We start from the raw sequence: 8,150 nt of genomic DNA on the forward strand, positions 1-8,150 counted from the left end.
GGGCTGCTGTGGTGGGGAGGAGGATGCGAGTACTGAAAACGCGCCTGTGCGGCTGAAGAACGTAGTGGGACGGAACCGAACCTAGTGAGCGATCAGAACACGGTGCGTCGACCTAGGGGCAGTTAGAAGACGTACTCGTCGTCGTGGCCCATCATTCCGTCATCGCCCATCATCCCGTCGTCCTCAAGATCGGCATCGTCGTCCATCGGGCCGCTGGTTTTGTAGGCTTTCAGCCCCGTCGACAGCAGGTTCTCGATGGCTTCCTCGCGGTTGATGAACTCGCCTTCATCGATCAGCTGGGTGATCTGCATTTCGAGGTGTTCCGGGATATTGATCTCGACTTTCGGCATTTGAACACCCGGTGGTTGCGGGGGTGCCCATTTAAAACTGCCGCCGAGTCCCGGCCGGTGGTGGCACCGCCAGCATGACCCCCAAACACGGTGGCTGGATAGTCACCCTCAAGGGCGACGGGCCCCTCCCCAGTGGTATGGAGTCGCCGCGTGCGGCCGACCGGCCGAGGCTGGTGAGTCGGTCGATTCCCCTTGCTGGCTCAGTGCCGTCGTTTCGAACGCTGGTGGACGCGATGGAGACCCCCCGGACAGTCTGGAACGCGGCCGATGAGGCGCGCGTGGTCGCCGGGGGCGCAGCGGCAACGCTGACCGCTGATGGCCCCGATCGCTTCACGGAGATTCGCACCGCTGCCGAGCGGCTGTTTGAAACCGGTGACGTCCACGCCGGCACCGAAGCCGCCTGCCCACGGCTATTCGGTGGGTTTGCCTTCCACGGCGACGGGGGTGGCAACGTTGCCGATGACACTGCTGGCGACGCTGCCGACGATACTGTTGACGGCGACAGCCGCCAATCGCCGTGGGCGGACTTTCCGGACGCTCGATTCGTTTTCCCACGCGTGCAGGTTACACAAACTAACAGTGGCCCGTGGCTGACGGTCAATGCTGTCGGGCCAGCTGCGACACCAGCCGCCGTCGAAGCGAAACTCGACGACGAACGCGAGCGACTTATGTCGTGTGCCGAGACCGCAGCGGCCGCCCCACGACCGGGGATCACCGACCGCCGGCGAACGACAACGCCGACCGGCTGGCGGACGGCTGTCCGGAACGCCGTCGAGCGGATCGATGCCGGGACGCTCCAGAAGGTCGTCCTTGCGCAGGCACTCGAAGCCGATCTCGGCGACGACCTTGCGATCCCGGATATCCTCGATCGGCTGAGCGACAAGTACCCTGACTGTACACGATTTCTCGTTGAGCCCGACAGCGAGCCGCCGGCGGCATTTTTCGGGGCGACACCCGAGCGGCTGGTCTCCCTGCGGGGTCGCACCGTCGAAACCGGCGCACTGGCGGGCACAACCGGTCGCGGGGAGACGCCGGCCGAGGATGAGTGGCTTGCCGACGAACTGCTGACCGACGAGAAGAATGTCCACGAACACGAGTTAGTCGCCGAAACCATCCGCGAGCAGCTGGCCCCGTTTGCGGCGTCGGTTTCGGTCGGTGAACGCGGGATCAAACGGCTGGCAACCGTCCAACACCTCCATACGCCGATCACCGCCGAGTTGGCCGACGATACCCACGTGCTCGATGTCGTCGAGGCGTTGCATCCGACGCCGGCCGTCGGCGGGCTGCCGCCGGATCGCGCCCTTGAGACGATCCGGGAAACCGAGCCCTTCGACCGGGGCTGGTATGCCGCCCCGGTCGGCTGGATTGACGCCGCCGGCAACGGCACCTTCGCCGTCGGGCTCCGCTCAGCGGTGGCGACTCGGCGGCGGGCGACGTTGTTTGCGGGTGTCGGGATCGTCGACGACAGCGACCCTGATGCCGAATGGGATGAGGTCGAACTCAAGTTCCGACCGATTCTCGACGAACTGGAAGCTTGAGCCATCGGCCGCGGTGGGCGGGTTCGACGTGTGTTTGCCACCTGATTGCTTCTGGGTCGACAATACGTCAGTACGGCTGAAAGTACGGTTGTGTACACGTTCTATCCAGATAGAAGTTGACACTAATTTTTTATATCGTAGTAAACACTATCTAGGTGACGTACCGAGCCGGGCACGCACGGAGGATGTTACCGATGACCGACCACAGACCTACGCCGTCGACCGACGCTGTTGAACTGCCACCGGGCGTCGATCAGGACAGCCTCGAAGCCTTTGTTCGTCGCGCCAATGCCGGCGTGTACGATGAGACCGAACTGGATGGCCTCACCGCGGCGGTGACCGTCATCGAGACGCTGCTCGACCGAACATCTCACGAGACGCCCGACGCCGCGACGGTGCCGACCGCAACGAAATGGGCGTCGGCGGCTGGCTACGAAGAAAACGTGACTGACGACAGCTAACTGCGGTAAGCCACAGATCGACCGTCACCCATCGATCGAGCCGGGGGTTGTCCCGCAGTGGTTGCTTCTCACCCAACCAGTTGGCTGTCGGCCCGTGTCTGTTGCCAGTTGTGCCGGTGCTCGATCGCCTGCAGGGCCGTTTCGGTCAGTGTGTAGGAGTTCGTTCGCTTATCGATAGCGGATTTTTCGAGGTAGCCCTTCTCGACGAGCGTGCTGAGGTTCTGGTAGACCCGTCCGGTGTTGACTTCCTCGCCGTAATACTCCTCTAAGGCATCCTTGATGCCGAGGCCGTAGGAGGTCTCAAGATCCGACACGACATAGAGGATGTCGCGTTGGAACGCCGAGAGGTGTTTGACAGTCGCGCTCATCGGCGGCCCTCCTGGGTGAAGATGGTTCCAAAGAGCTTCCGTTGGGCTGTTCGAAGGTGCTGGGTGAACGTTGCGCGAGCGATGCCGAAGCGATCGGCAAGCTCTGTCGCGTTGATTGCCCGTGGCTCCTCGAAGTAGCCGTCGTAGTACGCCTGCGAGAGGATCTCTCGCTGGCGGGTGGTGAGTGGGTCAAGTAGCTGTGCGGTCGTCGTAGTGGTTGCCCGGGGTTGTGTCATAGCTGAGGTTACGCGTGTCAGGGTTGTGTGTTCGAACGTCGATCTGAGGTCGGCAAGGAGGTTCGGCACGGCACTGTCCGTCGAGAGATAGCCGGTGATCGTCCGGAGCTCATCGTCGATTGTGATCGTCTCGAACTGCATCCCGTAGTCACGGGCGATGCTTTCCGGCGTCGGTGGGGTGACCAGAAAGCGACACTCATGGCCGTCGGCCGTTTCTGTGGTGTCATACAGTTCGAGATAGTCACTGGCGGTGACGTGCTCTTGACAGTCATCCGGCACCGCGCCGGTGATCTCGACGGTGTACAGCAGCTTTCCATCCTTGTGTTCGGCGACCGAGTGGATCGTCAACGCGGCGTCAGCGGGTAGGTGGCTGGCAAACGCGAGCAACGGTTCGGTCGGGGCATCAATCTCGATCTCCAGTGTGACCGGCTCCTCGGCGATCAGCGACTCCGTCCATTCGTCGGTGCGGATGGTGTAGCTGATCAGCCGAGCAAACTCTCTGAGCAGATCGATCTGGTCGTCGTCGATCGAAGTGGTGGCCGTGTAGGCACCGAGCACGCCGAACTGTACACGGTCGTCGCCGATGGGGACGCCGATCCCGGCCTCGAAGTCGAAGCCGGTTGTCGCTGCCGCCCATGCATCGCTCCAGGGCTCGGTTTCGTCGTCGACAGTGGCAACGGCGACGGAGTCGTCGGTCAAGGCGCGGATCGCCGGGTCGAACCGGTCGCCGCCGTCGCCGGAGAGATCTAGCGCCTGGACGTAGGTCTCACAGCCGCTGATCGCCCGTGGGACGATCCGACCGCCTGCACCGACCGTCCCGATCCAGACGCCACCGTAGCCGTAGTTGTCCTGCAACAGCGCGCAGAACCGGCGGTAGAGTTCCCGCTGGTTCGACATCGTCGTCAACAGCTCGAGGGCGGCCGTCTTGATCTCTCGTTCCTGTCGTAACGCGTGTTGGGTGCGATACGACCGGATGACCTGCCGAAGTTGGGTGTTGAGTACCGACTCGGTGGGATCGTCGAAATCCGACCGGATCAGCTCCTTGGGGATGTAGTCGGTCACCCCCTGGCTGATCGCGTCGGCAGCGACGGACTCATCGCCACGGCTTGTCACGAGCACAAAGGGCAGCTCAGGGTGAGCGTCTCGCACCTCCGTGAGGAGTTCGAGGCCCGTCCCATCGCCCAGCCGATAATCGCAGACGACACAGTCGAAGGCTCGCTCGGTGAACTGCTGGCGACCCGTCGCGAGGCTACTCGCCGTAACGACGTCAAAGTCGGATGCGGTCTCCGCCAGCAAGTCACTCGTGAGTGAGAGCCATTGTGCGTCGTCATCGATCAGCAGAATCTTCGCCGGTGTCGACAAGGTGTCGCTGCCGGCCTGCTGTGTCATGTGCGTGCCCATTGTGTGTCAGTCAGTCGTGGCATCTCGCGTGGTTGCTGTTGCCCGGTCGCCGATCATTGCAGTCCGCAATCCGATCAACGGGATAACACCTTATCAATTCTATACCGTCATACGAAGGTATGTGTAGAATTGTACTACCGACACCGGTATCTGCAGGGATATTGCGAGGTCGGTATCGACTATTCAGTCACAAACACTGTATTTGATTTCTAGTTCGCGCAATACTTTTTACCGGCCATCGATCGGTAGTAAATGGAAACCACACGAGAATGGATGCAGTACTATCGCCCACAACCGCCGGGGGAATTATGCTGGCCGGCGGGATCATTCCGGGTTTTATCGTCTACTGGCTTCGCACCGAGCCACAGGGGATCGTCGTCCGCTGGTTTCGGTTTGCCATGTTGTGTGGCATGGTGTGGTCAGTGTCCTTTGGGCTGATCGCGCTGGTCGATGCCGCCGCTCTCCGGTTGGCACTCACAAACGTGTTCATCATCGCCGTCCCGTCGGCATCGATTGCGACGTTTGCGTTTGCCTACGAGTTCACCTTTCGGGAGCCGATCTCACGGAGGTATCTGGTGTTGTTCATCCCGGTTGTGCTGCTGTTCGTGCTCTCGTGGTTCAATCCCGGGGAGCTGATCTATACTGTCGACGCGCCCTATCAGACGAGTGAGATCCTCGTGCCGGCCGAGCCCGGCTCGATTCGGCTGCCGCTCAATGTGATCGGGAGCCCGCTGTTGGTGGTGATGGCAGCTGGCTTGGCGGCCGGGGAGTTGATTCGGGCGACGACGACGATACGGCGGCTGCAAGCCGGAACTGTCCTGCTGTTGATCACCGCAGCGTTGGTTCCCGGGCTGATGAAGGTGTTTGAACTGGTGCCGCCGTATTTCGATCCGACGCCGATCGGCTGGTCGCTGATGGGGCTTGTGGTGGCGGTGACGATCAAGCGGTTCGATCTGTTTCGGCTCTCACCGAACTCGTTGCGGCGGGTCGTCGACGCGTTGACCGATCCGGTTGTCGTCGTCAACTCCGAGGGGATCGTCTCGGATGCCAACGAGGCGGCTTCCGAGGCCTTTCGGCTCGACCTCGGAATGACCGTGTCGGCATTCAGCGAGGTAAATCCGGCACTCAGCCCGGTGTTTGATGGTACTGAAACGCAGGTCGAACTGACCACTGGTGACACCGAGCGGGTGTTTGATTACCGGGAGCTACCCGTCCCACAGGGGTATGGCACGACCGGTCGCATCCTCTATTTCAGCGACATCACCGAGCAGGCCGACACCGCCGAGGCGCTGCAGGCCAAAACCGACCGGCTGGACGCATTTGCCAGTCGCGTCAGCCACGACCTCCAAGGGCCGATCACGGTGGCAACAAGCTACGTCCAGATTGCTCGGCGGGCAGATGACCCGGCTGACGCGCTCGATGAGATCGAAACCGCACTCCAGCGCGCCGAAACACGGATTCAAGACATTCTTGCCATGGCACGAAGCGGCCAACAGCCAGCCCGTGAGTCGGTCGCTCTCGACACGGCAGCACACAAGGCCTGGGCGATGGTGACGACCGGTGACGCGTCGTTGGTCGTGGCAACCGACGCCACGCTCAGTGCGGATTCACAGCAGTTGTCGCGACTCTTTGAGAACCTGTTTCGCAACGCCGTTGAGCACGGCGGCGAGGGGGTGACCGTCCGGGTCGGGACGACCGATGGGGGCTTCTATGTCGCCGACGACGGCGTCGGCATCCCAGCCGACAAACAGGCGACAATCTTCGACGAACGGGTGAGCCATGACGCCGACGGCACCGGCTACGGGCTGGCGATCGTTCGCGATATCGTCGCCGCCCACGGCTGGACGATCACCGCGACTGAGAGCACGGACGGCGGGGCACGCTTCGAGATCAGCGGTGTTGGCGTCGATACGGCTGCATCGACGCCCGCCGACGACCGCGGGCAGCCGGCAGAGTGAGCGTTCGAACACGCCGGACATATGAGCGTCGACCCCGACATGTCGGCCATGACTGCACCGAACCGGAACACGCTGTGGGGGCGGGCGATCGCCGCCGAACTCGCCCGCAGCGGCGTTCGTACGGTCTGTGTCTCGCCGGGGAGCCGCTCGACGCCGCTGACGGTCGCCGTCGACGACCACGAGGAGTTGACGACGATTTCTGCGCTCGACGAGCGGTCGGCGGCCTACTTCGCTTTGGGGCGGGCCCGCCGCACGGGCGAGGTGACGCCGCTGATCTGTACCTCCGGGACGGCCGCCGCCAACTACCATCCCGCCGTTGTCGAAGCGAATCAGGCACGGGTGCCGCTGCTGTTGCTGACGGCCGATCGACCGCCGGAGCTGCGGGACTCCGGGGCGAATCAGACCGTCGATCAGGAGAAGCTCTACGGTGACGCTGTCCGGTGGTACAAAGACCTCCCCGAGCCCGCCGCCCGGGAGCGCGCGCTGCGGTCGCTGCGAACCGATATCTGTCGGGCTGTCGGGACGGCCGAGGGGACGCCCGCTGGGCCGGTGCATCTGAACGCCCCGTTTCGGAAGCCACTGGAGCCGACCCCGGTCGAGGGCGACGTGCCAACCGATCTCGACCCGTTGGCAGCACTCGGCCGCGACGAAGAGACGCCGTTCGTGCGGCGAACGAGCGGCGAGCCACAGCTTGATGACCGTGATCTCCGACAGCTTGCGGAGACGCTGTCGGTCGATCGTGGGCTGCTCGTCGCTGGGCCGGCCGATCCGCCGGGGCTCGATCCCGAGGCCGTGACCGCGTTTGCGCATGCGAGTGGGTTTCCGATTCTCGCTGATCCGCTCTCTGGGCTGCGGTTTGGCGGCCACACCCGCGTCGCACCGGTGATCGGCGGCTACGATGGGTTTGTGAATACGGCGGTGACCGACGACTGGCCCGATCCTGAGGTCGTGGTGCGGCTGGGCGCGTCGCCGACCTCGAAACCGCTGCGAAAGTATCTCGCTGGTGTCGATGCGCGGCAGGTGGTCGTCGATCCCGCGGGCGCGTGGCGCGAGGCGGAGTTCACCGCGAGCGATCTCGTGGTGGCCAATCCCGACCGGCTCTGTGGGCAGCTTGCGCAGGTGATTCGAGGTGGGGGGTCGGCCGAGTGGCGGGATCGCTGGGAGACCGCCGAGGCGGCCCAGCAGGCGGTCGCTGCCGACGCCGCCGACCGCCTCTACGAGGGTGGGATCGTCGCCGACGTGGTCGCCGGGCTGCCCGATCCGGCGACGCTCGTCGTCTCCAACAGCATGCCAGTGCGGGATCTCGATCGGTTTGGCGCGGTCGGGACGACATCGATCACCGCGCTTGGCAACCGCGGCGCGTCGGGGATCGATGGGATCGTCTCGACAGCACTTGGCGCGGCCCACGGGACGACCGACGACGTGACGCTGGTGATCGGCGATCTGGCGTTCTATCACGATCTGAATGGGCTGTTGGCTGTCGGGCGCGCCGAGGTCGACGCGACGGTCGTGGTCATCAACAACGACGGCGGCGGCATCTTCCATAAGCTGCCGATCGAGAACTTCGAGCCGCCGTTTACGCGGCAGTTCAAAACGCCGCATGGGCTGGACTTCGAGCCCGCCGGCGAGCTCTACGGGCTGGGCTTTTCACGTGTCGAGAGCCGTGAGGGGTTCCGAGAGGCCTACGCCGCTGCGGCCGACCGCGAGGGCAGTGAGATCATCGAGGTCGTTGTCGACGCCGAGGACAGCCACGTGATTCGGGATGAGTTACAGGCCGAAACAGTTGGGAAGCTGACCGAGTAGGCTACTCCTCGATCGGTTCGGGATCGGTGGTCGCC

General features: G+C 63.6%; 7 protein-coding genes. 4 read left to right on the top strand and 3 right to left on the bottom strand.

Annotation, left to right across the window (positions count from 1 at the left end; translation table 11 throughout):
* Positions 1 to 122: 122 nt before the first annotated feature.
* On the bottom strand, positions 123 to 350 hold the full coding sequence (locus tag DM826_RS00785) for a DUF7120 family protein (protein ID WP_021039956.1): 228 nt from the start codon (positions 348 to 350) through the stop codon (positions 123 to 125).
* A gap of 137 nt (positions 351 to 487) precedes the next feature.
* Here DM826_RS00785 and DM826_RS00790 point away from each other — a divergent pair, with 137 nt between their 5' ends.
* Positions 488 to 1,888: an isochorismate synthase gene (locus DM826_RS00790; RefSeq protein WP_120100246.1), complete on the top strand. Its 1,401-nt coding sequence runs from the start codon at positions 488 to 490 to the stop codon at positions 1,886 to 1,888.
* Positions 1,889 to 2,082: 194 nt separating this feature from the next.
* Complete coding sequence (locus DM826_RS00795) at positions 2,083 to 2,349, top strand: hypothetical protein (protein ID WP_120100249.1); 267 nt, start codon at positions 2,083 to 2,085, stop codon at positions 2,347 to 2,349.
* Positions 2,350 to 2,417: 68 nt separating this feature from the next.
* Here the strand turns inward: DM826_RS00795 and DM826_RS00800 are convergent, their stop codons facing one another.
* Both DM826_RS00800 and DM826_RS00805 read right to left on the bottom strand, forming a co-directional pair.
* A complete protein-coding gene (locus DM826_RS00800; protein ID WP_120100251.1) occupies positions 2,418 to 2,717 on the bottom strand; it encodes a helix-turn-helix transcriptional regulator in 300 nt (99 codons plus the stop codon).
* A complete protein-coding gene (locus DM826_RS00805; RefSeq protein WP_120100253.1) occupies positions 2,714 to 4,354 on the bottom strand; it encodes a helix-turn-helix domain-containing protein in 1,641 nt (546 codons plus the stop codon). Before DM826_RS00805 ends, DM826_RS00800 begins: the two co-directional genes overlap by 4 nt.
* Before the next feature lie 269 nt (positions 4,355 to 4,623).
* On the opposite strand from DM826_RS00805, the gene DM826_RS00810 reads away from it, so the two are divergent.
* Complete coding sequence (locus tag DM826_RS00810) at positions 4,624 to 6,312, top strand: sensor histidine kinase (RefSeq protein WP_120100255.1); 1,689 nt, start codon at positions 4,624 to 4,626, stop codon at positions 6,310 to 6,312.
* A gap of 48 nt (positions 6,313 to 6,360) precedes the next feature.
* Positions 6,361 to 8,115 (top strand): 2-succinyl-5-enolpyruvyl-6-hydroxy-3-cyclohexene-1-carboxylic-acid synthase, encoded by a 1,755-nt coding sequence (menD, locus tag DM826_RS00815; protein WP_120100281.1) that lies wholly within the window; start codon positions 6,361 to 6,363, stop codon positions 8,113 to 8,115.
* Positions 8,116 to 8,150 lie beyond the last annotated feature (35 nt).

Source organism: Halonotius aquaticus (assembly GCF_003605575.1).
Lineage (GTDB): Archaea > Halobacteriota > Halobacteria > Halobacteriales > Haloferacaceae > Halonotius > Halonotius aquaticus.